Origin of the sequence: Pseudomonas sp. NPDC090201 (assembly GCF_044746825.1) — a bacterium.
Taxonomy (GTDB): Bacteria; Pseudomonadota; Gammaproteobacteria; order Pseudomonadales; family Pseudomonadaceae; genus Aquipseudomonas; species Aquipseudomonas putida_AD.
The window spans coordinates 121,758-135,662 of record NZ_JBIVCX010000009.1 but is presented as its reverse complement, the minus strand read 5'-3'; the positions used below and the strand labels follow the sequence as shown (position 1 = coordinate 135,662).

Annotated in this window: 12 protein-coding genes; 3 read left to right on the top strand and 9 right to left on the bottom strand. The window is 61.0% G+C overall.

Annotated elements, in window-relative coordinates:
- Both ACIPOO_RS21085 and ACIPOO_RS21080 read left to right on the top strand, forming a co-directional pair.
- On the top strand, positions 1–396 hold the full coding sequence (locus tag ACIPOO_RS21085) for a DUF2946 domain-containing protein (protein ID WP_274133542.1): 396 nt from the start codon (positions 1–3) through the stop codon (positions 394–396).
- 229 nt (positions 397–625) lie between these two features.
- Positions 626–2,758: a TonB-dependent receptor gene (locus tag ACIPOO_RS21080; protein WP_400609571.1), complete on the top strand. Its 2,133-nt coding sequence runs from the start codon at positions 626–628 to the stop codon at positions 2,756–2,758.
- Between the two features lie 25 nt (positions 2,759–2,783).
- Here ACIPOO_RS21080 and ACIPOO_RS21075 read toward each other — a convergent pair whose 3' ends face one another.
- Positions 2,784–3,251 carry a hypothetical protein gene (locus tag ACIPOO_RS21075; RefSeq protein WP_400609569.1) on the bottom strand — a complete coding sequence of 156 codons (468 nt, stop codon included), beginning with the start codon at positions 3,249–3,251 and terminating at the stop codon, positions 2,784–2,786.
- 324 nt (positions 3,252–3,575) lie between these two features.
- On the opposite strand from ACIPOO_RS21075, the gene ACIPOO_RS21070 reads away from it, so the two are divergent.
- A complete protein-coding gene (locus ACIPOO_RS21070; protein ID WP_274133545.1) occupies positions 3,576–3,812 on the top strand; it encodes a DUF2789 domain-containing protein in 237 nt (78 codons plus the stop codon).
- A 44-nt stretch (positions 3,813–3,856) separates the two neighbouring features.
- On the opposite strand, the gene ACIPOO_RS21065 is transcribed toward ACIPOO_RS21070, so the two are convergent.
- The 8 genes from ACIPOO_RS21065 to iolD form a co-directional block, all read right to left on the bottom strand.
- Positions 3,857–5,320, bottom strand: coding sequence for a DUF2235 domain-containing protein (locus tag ACIPOO_RS21065; RefSeq protein WP_274133546.1), 1,464 nt, complete (start codon positions 5,318–5,320; stop codon positions 3,857–3,859).
- A gap of 323 nt (positions 5,321–5,643) precedes the next feature.
- The gene (locus tag ACIPOO_RS21060) at positions 5,644–6,048 is read right to left on the bottom strand and encodes a TraR/DksA C4-type zinc finger protein (RefSeq protein WP_274133547.1); all 405 of its coding nucleotides are present in this window, start codon (positions 6,046–6,048) and stop codon (positions 5,644–5,646) included.
- Positions 6,049–6,525: 477 nt separating this feature from the next.
- Positions 6,526–7,548 (bottom strand): ABC transporter permease, encoded by a 1,023-nt coding sequence (locus ACIPOO_RS21055; protein WP_274133589.1) that lies wholly within the window; start codon positions 7,546–7,548, stop codon positions 6,526–6,528.
- A gap of 58 nt (positions 7,549–7,606) precedes the next feature.
- Positions 7,607–9,160, bottom strand: a complete 1,554-nt coding sequence (locus tag ACIPOO_RS21050) for a sugar ABC transporter ATP-binding protein (protein WP_400609566.1) — start codon at positions 9,158–9,160, stop codon at positions 7,607–7,609.
- A 79-nt stretch (positions 9,161–9,239) separates the two neighbouring features.
- Positions 9,240–10,166, bottom strand: a complete 927-nt coding sequence (locus tag ACIPOO_RS21045; protein ID WP_400609564.1) for a sugar ABC transporter substrate-binding protein — start codon at positions 10,164–10,166, stop codon at positions 9,240–9,242.
- Between the two features lie 58 nt (positions 10,167–10,224).
- On the bottom strand, positions 10,225–10,461 hold the full coding sequence (locus ACIPOO_RS21040) for a hypothetical protein (RefSeq protein WP_400609562.1): 237 nt from the start codon (positions 10,459–10,461) through the stop codon (positions 10,225–10,227).
- Positions 10,462–10,759: 298 nt separating this feature from the next.
- Entirely contained in the window at positions 10,760–11,779 is a 1,020-nt protein-coding gene (locus tag ACIPOO_RS21035; RefSeq protein WP_400609560.1) for a Gfo/Idh/MocA family protein, read from the bottom strand.
- A 118-nt stretch (positions 11,780–11,897) separates the two neighbouring features.
- On the bottom strand, positions 11,898–13,829 hold the full coding sequence (iolD, locus tag ACIPOO_RS21030; RefSeq protein ID WP_400609558.1) for a 3D-(3,5/4)-trihydroxycyclohexane-1,2-dione acylhydrolase (decyclizing): 1,932 nt from the start codon (positions 13,827–13,829) through the stop codon (positions 11,898–11,900).
- Between the last annotated feature and the right edge of the window lie 76 nt (positions 13,830–13,905).

The following is a 13,905-nucleotide window of genomic DNA, read 5'->3' as shown; positions in this document are numbered from 1 at the left end:
ATGAAACTGGCCCGATCCGACCGACACCTGATTGCATGGATGCTCTATTGCTGCGTCCTGTTCAACGTGTTCGCCTGCAGCATCGGTCACGGCCAGATGGTCGGCATGCAACTCAACGGCATTGGCGGCGAATTCTGCTCCACCGATGGCCGTGCGCTCACCGCGGTCGATCAATTCAAGCCAGGCGAGCAGAAGCTGCCCACCCTGTCCGCCGCCTTCGGCTGCCCCCTGTGCTCCACCGGCGGCATGGGCCCGGCGCTCAACTCCAGCCTGACCCTGGCGATCCTGCCGGAACAGCACAGCCCGCCACCTGCCGTCGTCGCCTCCTACGATATCCCCGCCGCTTTGCATTGGCCCACGGCCAACCCCCGCGCCCCGCCGTTCGCCCTGATCTGACTTCGAAAACTCACTGACCTGTTTTTCAGATGCTGTTGTCTGCGGCCAGCCCGTGCCTGGCAGAGCGACTTCGATCCCGTAGCAGCATGGCTTGCCAGCGGGAACGGTGTGTCAGGCAATGAATGCGTCACTGACACACCGCCCCCGCCGGCAAGCCGTGCTGCTACGGGATAGGCGGCAACAGTGCTGAAAAACGGTTTTGCGCTCGACCTCATTTCAGGTTTTCACCATGAAACGCATCCCCCTGCTCGCCGGCCTGATCGGCAGCCTGCCCGCTTTCGCCCACGCACAAACCGCCCTCGACCTGGCCCCGATCACGGTCAATGGCGATGAACAACCCACCCAAGGCCTGGACCTGGAACAACAGGCCGCCAGCGCCACCCGCCTGGGCTTGAGCCTGCGCCAGACGCCCGCCTCGATTGCCGTCGCCAACCGGGCAGACATCGAGCGCCGAGGTGCACAGAACTTTCAGGACGTCGCCAACACCTTGCCCGGCGTCAACGCCAGCGCCCCGCCGGGCTTTGGCGGGTTCATTTCCTATCGGGGCTTCACCAGCAGCCAAGTCACGCAGATGTTCAACGGCATCAACGTCGCCACCGGTCTGGCGCGGCCGGTCAACAGCTGGATCTATGATCGCGTCGAAGTGCTCGGCGGTCCGTCGTCACTGATGAATGGCGCAGGATCGGTGGGTGGCTCGTTGAACTACGTCACCAAGCTGGCAAACCGGGAAGATCAGGCCGCCGAAGGCCGGGTCAGCTACGGCAGCTTCGACACCACGCAAACCGCCTTTGGCGTCAACCACCGCCTGAGCGACCCCACCGCAGACGTACAGCACTACGCCCGGCTGGACGTGAGCCATACCAGCAGCAACGGCTATATCGATCGTCAGGAGAACGACGCGTGGAGCGCGGCGTTTTCCCTGTTGAGCGACATCACCCCGGACCTTTCCCACACCCTGGCCCTGGAATATCAGGACGAGCACGAAGACAGCCCCTACTGGGGCACCCCGGTGCTCAACCCCAAGGCGGGCGAGCTCAAGATCGACAAGCACAACCGCTTTCGCAACTACAACGTCGAGGATGGCCTGTATGAGCAGCGCACGCGCTGGGTGCGCTCGATCATCGACTACCGCCTGGACGACGCCACCAGCCTGCGCAACACACTGTATCGCCTGGACAGCCAGCGCGACTACCGCAACCTGGAAACCTACCAGTACAACGCGAGCAACAGCGCCATCAACCGCTCCACTGCTTATCTGGTGCGCCATCAGGGCTGGCAGCAGGGCAACCAGTTCGAATTGCGCCACGACAGCAGCCTGCTGGGGATGGCCACTACCTGGGCGGGTGGCTTCGAGTACAAGGTCAACTCGACCACCAACAACCCGTGGAACGTGCCGGCGAACAACACGGTGGATCCGGATCATTTCGACCCAGGGCATTTCTACGCACTGCCCGGCACCCGCCAAGGCTTCGTCAAGGACAAGACCAATGAGGTGACCACCAAGGCGCTGTTCGTGGAAAACCATCTGGCGCTGAGCGAGCAGTGGTCGCTGGTGACCGGGCTGCGCTACGACGACATCGACCTGGACGTGACCAACCATCGCGTCGTCACCGCCAGCAATCCCCGCCACCTGCGCCGCGACTGGCAGCCGGTGACCGGCCGCGCGGGCCTGACCTGGCAGTTCCTGCCCAACGCCAACGTCTACGTGCAATACAGCACCGCCGCCGAGCAGCCAAGCGGCACGCAGAACTTCGACGTCTCGACCGGCAAGCAGTGGGAGATCGGCAGCAAGTTCGACTACCTGCAAGGCCGGGGTTCGGCCACCGTTGCCGCCTACACCATCGAGCGCAAGGACTTCGCCATCACCGACCCGCAGGACCCCACCAACACGGTTCCGGTGGGCCAGCAGTCATCGAAGGGGATCGAGCTGGCGAGTGCCTTGCGCATCACCCCCGACTTGCTGCTGGAGGGCAACGTCGCCTGGGTGGATGCGCAATACGATGAATTCAGTGAAAAGAATTCGGCGGGCATCGTGGTCTCGCGCAAGGGCAACACACCGACCAACGTACCTGACCGCGTCGGCAATCTGTGGCTGACCTATGACTTCACGCCGGCCTGGCAAGCAGGGGTGGACGCCCGCTACGTGGCGTCGGTGTATGCCGACAATGCCAATACGCAAAGGGTGCCGTCGTACACGCTGTACGGCAGTTTTCTGACCTTCAAGCTGGACCAGCACACATCGATCACCGGTCGAGTGCGCAACCTGACCGACGAGGTCTACGCGCGCTTCGCCCATGTATCACCGGCCTACTACCTGGGTGAGCCCCGCACATTCGAGCTGGCGATACAGACTCGTTTCTAGAAGCAGGCAACACAGGGCCGGCGAATCACTCGCTGGCCTTGAACACCAGTTCGCCCTTGCGCCACTTGGCAGCCTTGGCGGTCGCGGCCTTGAGCACTTTGCCAAGGCCCAACTGGATCTGTTCGTGGGCAGCGAACACCATGAACACCGTGTGGGATTCCTTGAACACGATACCCTGGCCTTCAGGCACCTCGACAAAGGCGTATTCGCCCAGGCCGTAGATCGTCATCTTGATGTCGCGGAACTTGAGTTCGAACTTGCCACCTTCGCGGCTGGGCAATACGGCGGCGCGAAAATGATCGCCGACCTTGAGCTCCAGACGCGGCTTGTCATCGACCACCAGTGCGGATTCGGTGTCGATTTCAGACATGTAGATGCCTTCGGGGGACTGTTCGATGACATAGACGAAACGCGCCTGGAACAGCTTCACCAACTTCGCGCGCAAATCACCAAGCACGAATAACGCGTGGGTATCCAGATTACTTACTGCCAATGTACAAACTCCCAACCTGATATGAACTTGCCCGACCGCAGGGCCAGGCAAGGAAAAGACAAGAAAACGGTGCGCCGCGGATGCCGGACGCTGGCAAAAAACTGGATTCTACCGGCTTAGAGTCTATACGGGATATATGCCTTTCGTCCGCATTGTTTACTGTTTTGTACACGAATATGGCCATTGGCCTGTGTCCAATTGAAGCCGAAAAGCGCTTCGGCGATGGCTGAATCGATAACGCTATTGTCTGGAAACTCTTGGGGCCGCTCTGCACTCACATGCATCACAAGGTCAATCACCGTCCACTTCCCAGAGGGAAACAACATGGAACTCACCACACCGACGCTTGCGACACTGTTCGAACAATTGGGGCTTGAGTCGGATCAGGCCAGCATCGACGCCTTTGTCAGCCAGCACCGGCTCGGCGACGATGTGAAACTGGTCGACGCCGAGTTCTGGACGCCCCAGCAGGCGCGCTTTCTCAAAGAGGAACTGCTGACCGATGCCGAATGGGCACCGGTGGTGGACGAACTCAACGAACTGCTGCATCCGGCAAAGTAGCAGCAGGCCGCTGAAAAGGTGGCGGCCCCTGGAGGCCGCCACCGTCAATAGGGGTAGCCCGGCTGGCCCAGATTGGGGAAGCGTGAGCGTCCCTCTTTCGCCGGAGCATGGACGAACAAACCGTCGATCAGCGAGTTACTGCTGGTCAAGGTGCTGTTCCAATGGGCGGAACAGTGGATATACCGCCGGTACAACATCTGCATTTCTGCCGCGGTCAGTGGCTGCTCTTCGCCCCGGGCGCGCGCCAGCAGCTTGCCCGCAACACCCCGCAACTCAGGTGGCAACGCGAGATCCGGCAGGTCCGGCACCGGCATGAACGGCACGCCCTCGTCACACGCCAGCCCGTGCATGACACGCAGATAGACCCGCGACAGGTGCCCGAATACCCCGCGCTCAAGCATGACACTGGCGATGACACTTTTCAGACCCTGGCCTTTCTTGCGCCCCCGCTCCACGCAATCCACCGTGATGCGGGCAGTGTCGTCTCGCGGGTCGATCCAGCGCTGCACATCCAGCGTGTCCATTTCCTGGTGGGTCTGCTGCCAGGCCGGGGTCGCGTCGTAGGGCGTCTGGATGCCGACCAGGCTGCGGCGGGGCCGGGTCAGCGCCACTTTCTCGACCATGTACGGGTGATAGCCGCCACCGATGTCCGAGTGTGAGCCGGGCAGCACAATCTCCCGCAGCCAACCGGGCGCCACGCTGTTGAGCGAGAAATTGCGTCGATGCTCGTCAGCCGCCACCAGATGGATCACCTGCTGTGCGCAACCCGGCGGCAGGAACAGGTTGACCCGTCTATTGACGTCATCGCCCACGCTTCCCAGGTCGGAAATGCCTCCCACGGCAGCAACCGTGTCGAACAGGCCGATCACCTTCAGCCGCACGCTGCCGTTACGCCAATTGAAGTCGGCAGCCAGCGGCAACTTCTGACCATCGAGCACCGGGCCTAATGCACCCCGCTCCTGCTTGAGCACCTCATTGGCGAAATGCCGGGCCGATGCAGCGCCGCGACTGAACCCGAACACATCAAGTTCCAGCGCGGCGATGACACAGCCGGGGTTATGCCTGCCAAAGGTATGCAGAACGCTCTTGAGTTTTTCCACGCACTTGCAGACTTTGGCAACTACGCCAGTATGACCTCGTCCGAACCCCTGCCCCGGTATTGAATCGCGCCCGCCTGATGTAGTCCCCACGCCACTGATATAAATCGGCTGAGTCACCCGCAATCCATTACCGTCGTTAGTGGCCACGAACTGTTGGCGGTAAAGATCGGCCAGCCGGGCAATATTGGTGAAATCGTTACTGTAACTGCTGGCGGGATCGGAATGCCGCCCCCCGCATTCCTTGATATGGGCATTGTGGTACACGCCCGCCATGGCCTGGCAGTCCGCGCCGATCTGGCTGTTGATTCGGTTGTTCCCCGTGCCGTCGAAGAACACACCAATGCGCACTGTGACGCCCAGCGAGGCGGGCGTGGACGTCGATCCCTTGAAACAGCGAAGCATCGTCATATTCAAACTCCTGTAAGTGTCGACACAATCCGGAACAGTTATTTACATATCCGGACATATACCTCACAGAATGCTCACCCCCACGACAGCGTCAATGGGGTAAATATGACTTCAGAAACTTCCCACTTAAAAATCAGACAATAAAAAACCGCCCGCACTTTCGTCTTACAAGCAGGCAGCAGATTTCCTAAAATATTCAGAAAACTTAAACAGAATTAAATCAACAGAACAATAATTAAATATTACCCACAACGAAAATCGCCCGAGGCTAATGCCTCGGGCGACGGGTTCCTGCGCCATGGCCTGGCGGTCAGGAACGGCGATCAGGCCTGACGCTGGTGGCGATCGATCTGCTCGTGGCGCTCTTGCGCTTCGATGCAGTATTTGGTCGTCGGGCTGATGAGCAGGCGCTTGAGGCCGATAGGCTCACCGCTGTCATCGCACCAGCCGAAGGTGTCTTCGGCGATACGGGTCAGCGCCATTTCCAGCTGGGGCAGCATGCGCTGGTCGCGGTCGATCACGTTGACCAGCCAGTGGCGCTCTTCTTCGACGGAAGCGGCGTCGGCGGGGTCAGCCGGGGTATCCAGGCTTTCGATCGCGATACGGCTCTGCTCGATACGCTCGTGGATTTCCACTTTCATGGCTTGCAGCAGCTCGATGAAGAAGGCGTGTTGCTCCGCGTTCATGTAGTCATCGGCCGGCATCGCCAGCAACTTGTCCTTGGTCATTGATTTCTCTATAAAAAAACGTGCATTAAGGCGATTTAGTGAAGCGCCTCTGCGTCATCGTAAAAGCGCCATGGTCTCCAAGCGCCACCTGGCACTCAATTTACGAGGGGCGGCAGTCTAAGGCCGGGTTTCGTACTCGGCAACATAATTGAACAAGAATCGCCCAACAACCCCCCAAAACCCCGGTGGCGTTGAGCCAAACCGGTGTTTCAACCTGTGTCTGCCGTGACACGCTCACTCCAGCAGGTACGCGTATCGCCTGTAGGAGCGCGCTTGCCCGCGAAGACGTCATGACCGACACCACTGCACCGCCTGACATAACGCGGTCGCGGGCAAGCGCGCTCCTACAGTGCAGTGCAAATGCGTATGGACGCTGTCTGACAGGCCATCGGCCGTTCGGTTCAAACCGGCAGAAAAACGAAAAGGGCCCCTCTCCGGGCCCTTTTCAACGTTGATCAAACAGCTGGCATCAAGACATCAGCGTTTGAGCTTGCGTTTGTTGCGGTACTGGTCGATGACCACCGCCACCACAATAATCAACCCTTTGATGATGTCTTGTACATAGGCATCGACGCCTACGAAGGTAAATCCGCTGGCCATCACCCCGAGAATCAGCGCGCCGATCACGGTACCGGTGATCCGGCCGACGCCGCCCGCAAGGCTGGTGCCGCCGATCACCGCCGCCGCAATGGCATCCAGTTCGTAGGAAACGCCCATCCCCGCCTGCCCCGTCGCAGCCCGCGCCGAGGCCACCACACCGGCAAGCCCGGCCAGCAGGCCCGCGATGCTGTAGACGATCACCAGGTGGCGCTTGACGTTGATCCCCGACGTGCGTGCCGCCTGCATGTTGCCGCCGATGGCGTAGGTGTACTTGCCGTACTTGGTGTAGCGCAGGGCGATGTGGAAGATCACCGCGACCACCAGAAAGATCAGCACCGGCATCGCGCCCTGGCCGATGGCCGTGTAGGAATCGTTAAGCATGCTCACAGGCTGGCCGCCGGTGTAGAAGCGCGCCAGGCCACGGGCCGACACCATCATGCCCAGGGTGGCGATGAAGGGCGGGATGCCGGTGATGGCGATGATGCTGCCATTGATCGCACCCGCCAGCAGCCCGACCCCAAGGCCCGCGATGACCGGCGCCCAGACCGGCAAATCGGTCAACGAAGGAAATACCGCCCGGGTGTAATCCGACGATTGCGCGAGACTGGCAGCGATCATCGCCGATAACGCAAGCACCGAGCCGGACGAAAGGTCGATGCCGGTGGTGATGATGACCTGCGTCACGCCGATGGCCAGAAGACCGATGATCGAGACCTGCAGGATCATCAGCACCAGGCGCTGGGAGTTGAGCAGAAAGCTCTGGTCGCGCACGATCCAGCCAAACAGCTCGAAAATCAGGCCGATGCCGATCAGCACCAGAAAGATGCTCAGTTCGGTCGGCAGGCGGCGCTTGTGCTTGTTCGGGGCCAGCGCCGGTTTGTTGTCCAGTATCGCGTTCATCTTCATAGCTGCCTCTTGTTCTTGTTCTGACCCGAGACGGGCCTTTGGCAAACCGCCGTCAATGGACCGAATGGCCCGACGCCAGATGCATGACCCGCTCCTGAGTTGCCTCGGCGCGATCCAGGGTGCCCATCATTTCGCCTTCGTGCATGACCATGACCCGGTCGCTCATGCCCAGCACTTCCGGCAGTTCCGAAGAAATCATGATCACCGCCATGCCTTCGCTGGCGAGCATGGAAATCAGCCGGTAGATCTCGGCCTTGGCGCCGACGTCGATGCCGCGTGTCGGCTCGTCGAGAATCAATATGCGCGGGTTGGTCATCAGCCAGCGGGCGATCAGGGCCTTCTGCTGGTTGCCGCCCGAGAGGGTGTCGATGCACTGCTCAAGCGACGGCGTCTTGACCCGCAGCTTCTTGCACATGTCCTCGCACAGGGCGCGCAGGGCCTTCTGATGCACGAAGCCGTTGCCCACGTAATGAGGCAGGACCGCCATCTCCATGTTTTCCAGCACCGACAGACAAGGAAACAGCCCGCTGAGCTTGCGGTCCTCGGTCAGCAGGGCAAAGCCCTTCTCGATGGCGAAATGCGGATCGGTGACCTTGATCGGAGCACCGTCGAGCACAATCTCCCCTCGGCTGCAGGGCGTGATGCCAAAGATGGTTTCGGCGACGTTGGTCCGCCCGGACCCCATCAGCCCTGCGATGCCCAGCACTTCGCCGGCGTGAAGGTCGAAGGAAACGCCCTCGAAAACACCGTCCAGCGCCAGGTCGCGCACCGAGAGCAGCAAATCGCCCACCGGTTTTTCCCGTTCCGGGAACAACTGTGTCAGTTCACGGCCGACCATCATCGAGATCAGGCTGTCGCCGTCCATGCTGTCGGCGCGCTGCAGGCCGATGTAGGCGCCGTCACGAAACACCGCCACTTCATCGGCGATGGCGAACACTTCGTTCATCTTGTGGGTGATGTAGATGATGCCCTTACCCTGGGCACGCAGGTCGGCAATGATCGAAAACAGGTGGGCCACTTCCTTCTCGGTGATGGCCGAGGTGGGTTCGTCCATGATCAGCACGTCGGAGTCGTAGGACACCGCCTTGGCGATCTCGACCATCTGCCGTTCGGCGATGCTCAGGTTGCCGACGTGTTCTTCGGGGTCAAGTTTGATGCGCAGCCGGTCCAGCAGGTCCTGGGTGCAACGGTGCATGGCGCGGTGATCGACCATGTGCAGCCCGTTTAGCTGTTCGCGGCCGATCCAGATGTTCTCGGCGATGCTCATGTGCGGCATCAGGTTGAGTTCCTGGTGAATCATCGCGATGCCCGATTGCAGTGCCGCAAGCGGCGTCTCGAACACCACCGGCTTGCCGCGCAGGCGGATTTCGCCGGTGTCGGGCTGGTAGATCCCGGCGATGATTTTCATCAGGGTGGACTTGCCTGCGCCGTTCTCGCCCATCAGGGCCAACACACTGCCGGGCCGCACGCGCAGTTCCACGTTGTCCAGCGCCACCACACCGGGAAAACCCTTGCTGATGTTGGTGATTTCCAGAAGATAAGGGTGTTCGGCGCCAGTGCCGGCAAGCTCGGGTTGGACAGGGGTCGCAGTAGCGGAAGCGAACATGGTCACAGGCTCCTCACCTGACATGGGCGGCGGAGGCTTCAGCCACCGGACCCTGTCAGTTGTCGTGATGTGAACGTTATTAGAAGGTGCTGACGTTTTCCGGAGTGATGAGCTTGAACGGAATCACGATCGCCTGTTCAGGCAACGATTCCTTTTTCGCCAGTTTCACTGCGGCGTCGATGGAGCCTTCGCCCTGCCCCTTGGCGTCCTGGAACACCGAGACCGTAAGATCGCCTTTCTTCACCGCGCTCAGCCCGTCGGGCGTGCCATCGACGCCTGCGACCAGCACATCGCCCTGCTTTTTGCCGGCCTGTTTCAAGGCCATGGCGGCGCCGATGGCCATCTCGTCATTGTTGGAAACCACTGCGCTGAAATCGCGGCCCTGGGTCAGCCAGTTGTTGGTGATGTCCATGCCTTTCTGCCGGCCCCACGCCCCTTCCTGTTCCTCGGCGATCTTGATGCCGGGGTATTTCTTCAGGACTTCCTTGACCCCTTCGGTACGGTCGCGGGTCGAGTTGTTGGACAGTTCACCCAGCAAGATCACCACGGTGCCCTTGCCGTCCATCTTCTTGGCCAGGTATTCCATCTGCATGCGGCCCGCTTCCTTGTCATCGGAGGTGACCGAGGCGACGCCCGCCGGCAGCTTGGGATCATCCGGGCGACGGTTGACGTAGACCAGCGGGATCCCGGCAGCGGTGGCCGCCTTGGTGATGCGACCGGTGGCGGCTGTGTCGACCGGGTTGACGATCAGTGCATCGACTTTCTTGCCGATCAGCTCCTGCACCTGGTCGAGTTGCTTGTTCACATCGTTGCGGCCATCGACGAATTGCAGGTCGACGCCGCCCATGTCCTTGGCCTTCTTGCCCATGTCTTCGCGCATGTAGGTCAGGTAGGTGTCATCGAACTGCGACATGGCCACGCCGATTTTCAGGTCGGCTGCCAGGGTTGCGCCGCTGCCGAGCATCAGGGCCAGTGCCAGGGAGGTAAAACGGGCTTTGGTGTTCATGAACGGTCTTTCTCCAAATTCTTGTTGTTGTAGTGAATTGGCTAACGACTGCGGATGTTCAGACTGTGCCGCTGGAGCTTGAAAAATGTGGATTGCAGAAGTGCGCCACCGACGCCGCCGACGAGCCGCAGACCATCACCCCGTGGCTTTGCACACAGAGCACGCGGGCGGCGGTTTCGAGGGTTTTGTCGAGCGCGGCGGCAAGGGATGGCTTGAGGGCAGAGACAGCGCGGGAAGCAACAAGAGAGCGTGATACGGTCCTGCAGGCCTGAACGGCGCGTTTGAGGATATTCATCGACGGTACCTGTCTTTTTTGGCGTTCTTGTTTTTTGTTTCGTCCGCCCAGCCCTGTGTAGGAAAGGTCCGATACAGGGGTGGACGTCGAGATTCGGCAACCTGGAAATGACTTTATTGGAAAATAATTTCTACTTCAACTGATTTTAGAATTTATTTCTATTTCATTTTTCTACAGCGTTTTCCACGATTCCCCCCTGTAGGAGCGCGCTTGCCCGCGACTGCGGAGTGTCATTGAAACAACCTTTGTCTGACACACCGCCGTCGCGGGCAAGCGCGCTCCTACGAGTGACCACCTCTTACAGAGTGACCACCCGCCCTTCCTGGGCGCTGATCCGCGCGGCATCCAGCACCTTGGCCGAAGCCACTGCATCGCGTGCGTCCACCGGGTTCTTGCCCTGGTTCATCACCGCTTCCTGCAACTGGCGATAGAATTCGGTCCAGCAGCCTCGTTCGGAGGGCACTCGCTCGCGGTGTTCGCCCTGCTCGAACCAGCCCCAGCGTCGGTGTTCCTCGACGCCCCAGCGCTCGCCCTCGGACTTGGGAGACTGCCCGGCCAGAGCGGCGGCCTCCTGACCGTCCAGGCCTTCAACGGTATAGCAGCCCTGAGCGCCGTTGACGCGAAAACGTGGTCCTTGAGCGTTTTGCAGGCAGTTGCCCCATAAATGCGAGGTCACGCCACTGGCATGAATCAGCGACACGAAAAACCCGTGATCGACCTTTTGTTCAGGCGTGGCGAATTCGAGCTCGGCGTAGACCCGCTTCACCGGTCCGAACAGCAGCAGCGCCTGGTCCACCAGATGGCTGCCCAGATCGCGCAAGATGCCGCCGCCCGATTCCTTGCCCACCGACGACGGCGAGTAGCGCTCGACCCGGGATTCGAACCGGATGATCTGCCCCAGCACGCCCTGGTCGATGAGTTTGCGCACGGTGAGAAAATCCGAATCCCAGCGCCGGTTCTGGTAAACCCCCAGCAGCACGCCGCGACGCTCGGCGGCGTCTACCAGTTCCTGAGCATGCGTTGCATCAGGGGCGAAGGGTTTGTCGCTGACCACCGGCACGCCCAGTTCGATGGCTTCCAGAATCAGCGCCCGACGCGAGGCCAGCGGCGTGGAAATCACCACGGCATCGACGCCCGAGGCGATCAGATCGGCCAGGCTGTCGAAAGCCGGTACTTTTGGATGGTCCTGTTGCAGTTCCTGGCGTCGCTCCGGGGAGCGCGTCACCACGCCGGCGAAGGTTGCGCCGTGCAGGCTGGCCAGAAGCGGCGCGTGAAAAAAGCGCCCGCCCTTGCCGTAGCCGATGAGTCCGATTTTCATGGTTTTCTCCTTGACTTGTAGGAGCGCGCTTGCCCGCGACGGCGGTGTGTCAGGCAAATATTGTTTCAATGACACAACGCCGTCGCGGGCAAGCGCGCTCCTACAGGTATCGTGTGAATCAATACTTGCGGGCCTTGGCCAGCATCGTTTTCTGCCGTTCGTACGCCTCGGCGGTCTTGCCACTGGTCGACACCTCGGCCACACCCACGCGCCACCACGACAGGTAGCCGTGGATCATGGTCTTGGGCAGCACCTTGATATCGATCAGCGTCGACACCGTCTGCCTGCGTGCATCGGCCAGCGCCGCTTCAAGCTCCTCGACGGTTTTCACCTTGTAGGTCTTGCAGCCATAGGCCGCCGCGCTCATGGCGAAATCCACCGGCACGAAGTCGCCATCGAGCTGCCCCGTTTCGGGGTTGCGATATCGAAATTCGGTGCCAAAACTGCCCATGCCGTTGCCCATCTGCAGGTTGTTGATGCAACCGAAGGCCATGTTGTCCAGCAGCACCACGTTGATCTTGCGCCGTTCCTGAATCGAGGTCGCCAGTTCCGAGTGCAGCATCATGTACGAGCCGTCACCGACCAGCGCATACACCTCGCGCTCGGGCGCGGCCATCTTCGCCCCCAGTGCCGCGTTCACCTCGTAGCCCATGCACGAATAGCCATACTCGACGTGGTAGCTGTCGACACTGGTGCTGCGCCATGCCCGTTGCAGATCCCCAGGCAGGCTGCCCGCTGCGGCGACGATCACCGCATCTTCCGGCAATTGTTTATTCAGCACCCCCAGGACGCGACTTTGGGTGAGGCACGAGCCGGTCATCTCGATGAAATCCCGGAGTACCTGCGGATCGAGGTGCCCGGCCACTTCCGGTTCGAAATCCTTGGTCTGGTATTGCACCGCGTACAGGCGATCGACTTCGGCATCCAGCGCCGCACGGGCCTGGCGAGGTGCGTCACCCCATTGCGCGCGGTAGTCACCCAGCCCGTTCGCCAGCTCCTGCAACGCCAGTTGCGCGTCGGCCAGCACCTGCACGCCATCGAGCTTTTGCACGTCGAAGGCGCCGACGTTGAGGTTGAGAAACTGCACATCCGGGTTCTGGAACAGCGACTTGGAACCGGTGGTGAAGTCGCTGTAGCGGGTACCGACTCCGATGATCAGATCCGCCTCGCGGGCCAGGGTGTTGGCGGCCAGCGAGCCGGTTTCGCCGATCCCGCCCATGTTCAGCGGATGGGCCGAGACGATGGCGCTCTTGCCGGCCTGGGTCTCGCTGAAGGGAATGTCGAAACGCTCGGCGAAGGCCTGCAACTGCGCCGCCGCACCGGAATACCGAACGCCCCCGCCGCAGATCAGCAGCGGTTTGCGCTTGCCCTTGAGCAACGCCAGGGCGTCCTTGACCATGGCCTGGGTCGGCGGGCGACGGTCGATGCGGTGCACGCGTTTTTGCAGGAAGGCATCGGGGTAGTCGTAGGCCTCACCCTGCACATCCTGAGGCAGGGCCAGGGTCACTGCGCCGGTTTCGGCGGGGTCGGTGAGCACGCGCATGGCATTGAGCGCGGCGCTCATCAACTGCTCGGGGCGGTTGATGCGGTCCCAGTATTTGCTCACGGCCTTGAAGGCGTCGTTGGTGCTGATGCTCAGGTCGTGGAATTGCTCGATCTGTTGCAGCACCGGGTCGGGCTGACGGCTGGCGTACACATCCCCCGGCAGCAGCAACAGCGGGATGCGGTTGGCCGACGCAGTGGCCGCCGCCGTGATCATGTTCGCCGCGCCCGGCCCCACCGATGAGGTGCAGGCGTAGATCTTGCGGCGCAGGTGTTGCTTGGCAAAGCCCATTGCTGCGTGGCACATGCCCTGTTCGTTGCGGCCCTGATGCACCACCAGCTCGCCGCTGTCCTGCTCGAGGGCCTGGCCCAGGCCCAGCACGTTGCCGTGGCCGAAAATGGTGAACACCCCGGCGACGAATTTGCTCTGCACGCCGTCGACTTCGACGTACTGGTTATCGAGAAACTTCACCAGGGCCTGGGCCATGGTCAATCGTGTCGTGGTCATGCTTGCACCTTGTTATTTTACATTGGAGGTACATGAAACACCCTGTAGGAGCGCGCTTGCCCGCGACGGCAATCGT

Excerpts from the sequence above, each read along its gene's own strand:
- ACIPOO_RS21070 (WP_274133545.1), top strand. The coding sequence starts at position 3,576 with ATGGAACTCACCACACCGACGCTTGCGACACTGTTCGAACAATTGGGG.
- ACIPOO_RS21085 (WP_274133542.1), top strand. The coding sequence starts at position 1 with ATGAAACTGGCCCGATCCGACCGACACCTGATTGCATGGATGCTCTAT.
- ACIPOO_RS21040 (WP_400609562.1), bottom strand. The coding sequence starts at position 10,461 with ATGAATATCCTCAAACGCGCCGTTCAGGCCTGCAGGACCGTATCACGC.
- ACIPOO_RS21050 (WP_400609566.1), bottom strand. The coding sequence starts at position 9,160 with ATGTTCGCTTCCGCTACTGCGACCCCTGTCCAACCCGAGCTTGCCGGC.
- ACIPOO_RS21065 (WP_274133546.1), bottom strand. The coding sequence starts at position 5,320 with ATGACGATGCTTCGCTGTTTCAAGGGATCGACGTCCACGCCCGCCTCG.
- iolD (WP_400609558.1), bottom strand. The coding sequence starts at position 13,829 with ATGACCACGACACGATTGACCATGGCCCAGGCCCTGGTGAAGTTTCTC.
- ACIPOO_RS21035 (WP_400609560.1), bottom strand. The coding sequence starts at position 11,779 with ATGAAAATCGGACTCATCGGCTACGGCAAGGGCGGGCGCTTTTTTCAC.
- ACIPOO_RS21060 (WP_274133547.1), bottom strand. The coding sequence starts at position 6,048 with ATGACCAAGGACAAGTTGCTGGCGATGCCGGCCGATGACTACATGAAC.
- ACIPOO_RS21055 (WP_274133589.1), bottom strand. The coding sequence starts at position 7,548 with ATGAACGCGATACTGGACAACAAACCGGCGCTGGCCCCGAACAAGCAC.
- ACIPOO_RS21080 (WP_400609571.1), top strand. The coding sequence starts at position 626 with ATGAAACGCATCCCCCTGCTCGCCGGCCTGATCGGCAGCCTGCCCGCT.
- ACIPOO_RS21045 (WP_400609564.1), bottom strand. The coding sequence starts at position 10,166 with ATGAACACCAAAGCCCGTTTTACCTCCCTGGCACTGGCCCTGATGCTC.